This window comes from Rhizobacter sp. P1_G5 (assembly GCF_056405435.1).
This window is the reverse complement of record NZ_JBFUCB010001179.1, coordinates 1-624: the sequence shown is the minus strand read 5'-3', so window position 1 is coordinate 624 and position 624 is coordinate 1. Positions and strand designations below refer to the sequence as shown.

Here is a 624-nt window from a genome sequence, read left to right as displayed (position 1 = left end):
GAACCGGGCCGTGGCAGCCGCTTCCACTTCAGCGTGCACTACGACCTGCAGAAGGGCGCGGCCGCCCAGCCGCCGGCGCTGCGCCGGGACGGCCTGCGCGGCAGCCGTGCCCTGGTGGTGGACGACAACGCCAGTGCGCGCGACGTGGTCGCCGCGATGGTCAGCGCGCTCGGATTGACGGCCGATACCGCCAGCGACGGCCGGGACGCGCTGCGCCGGCTGGAGCTGGCCGACGCGGGCGACGAGCCCTACGACCTGTTGCTGCTCGACTGGAAGATGCCCGGCATGGACGGCATGGAGTGCGCCCGCCTGCTGTCACGGTCTGCCGGGCGGCGCCACCCGCTGCCGATGGTGCTGATGCTGACGGCCTTCAGCCGTGCCGACGCGCAGCAGCGGCTGGTCGAGCAGGCGCTCGCGGTCAGTGCGCTGCTCACCAAGCCGGTCACGCCGTCGACGCTGCTGGATGCCTGCAGCAAGGCACTCGGCCTGGCGGTGCACCATCCCACGCGCCTGGTGCAGCGCGAAGAAGACCTGGCCCGGCACCGGGCCGGCCTGAGCGGCGCGCGCATCCTGCTGGTGGAGGACAACCCGATCAACCAGGAGCTGGCGCTGGACGTGCTGCGG

General features: G+C 73.1%; 1 protein-coding gene. It reads left to right on the top strand.

What is annotated here, in order from left to right; all coding sequences use genetic code 11:
- Positions 1–624 (top strand): response regulator (locus AC1D12_RS34845; protein WP_477845604.1); only part of this gene is annotated, 624 nt, incomplete at both ends.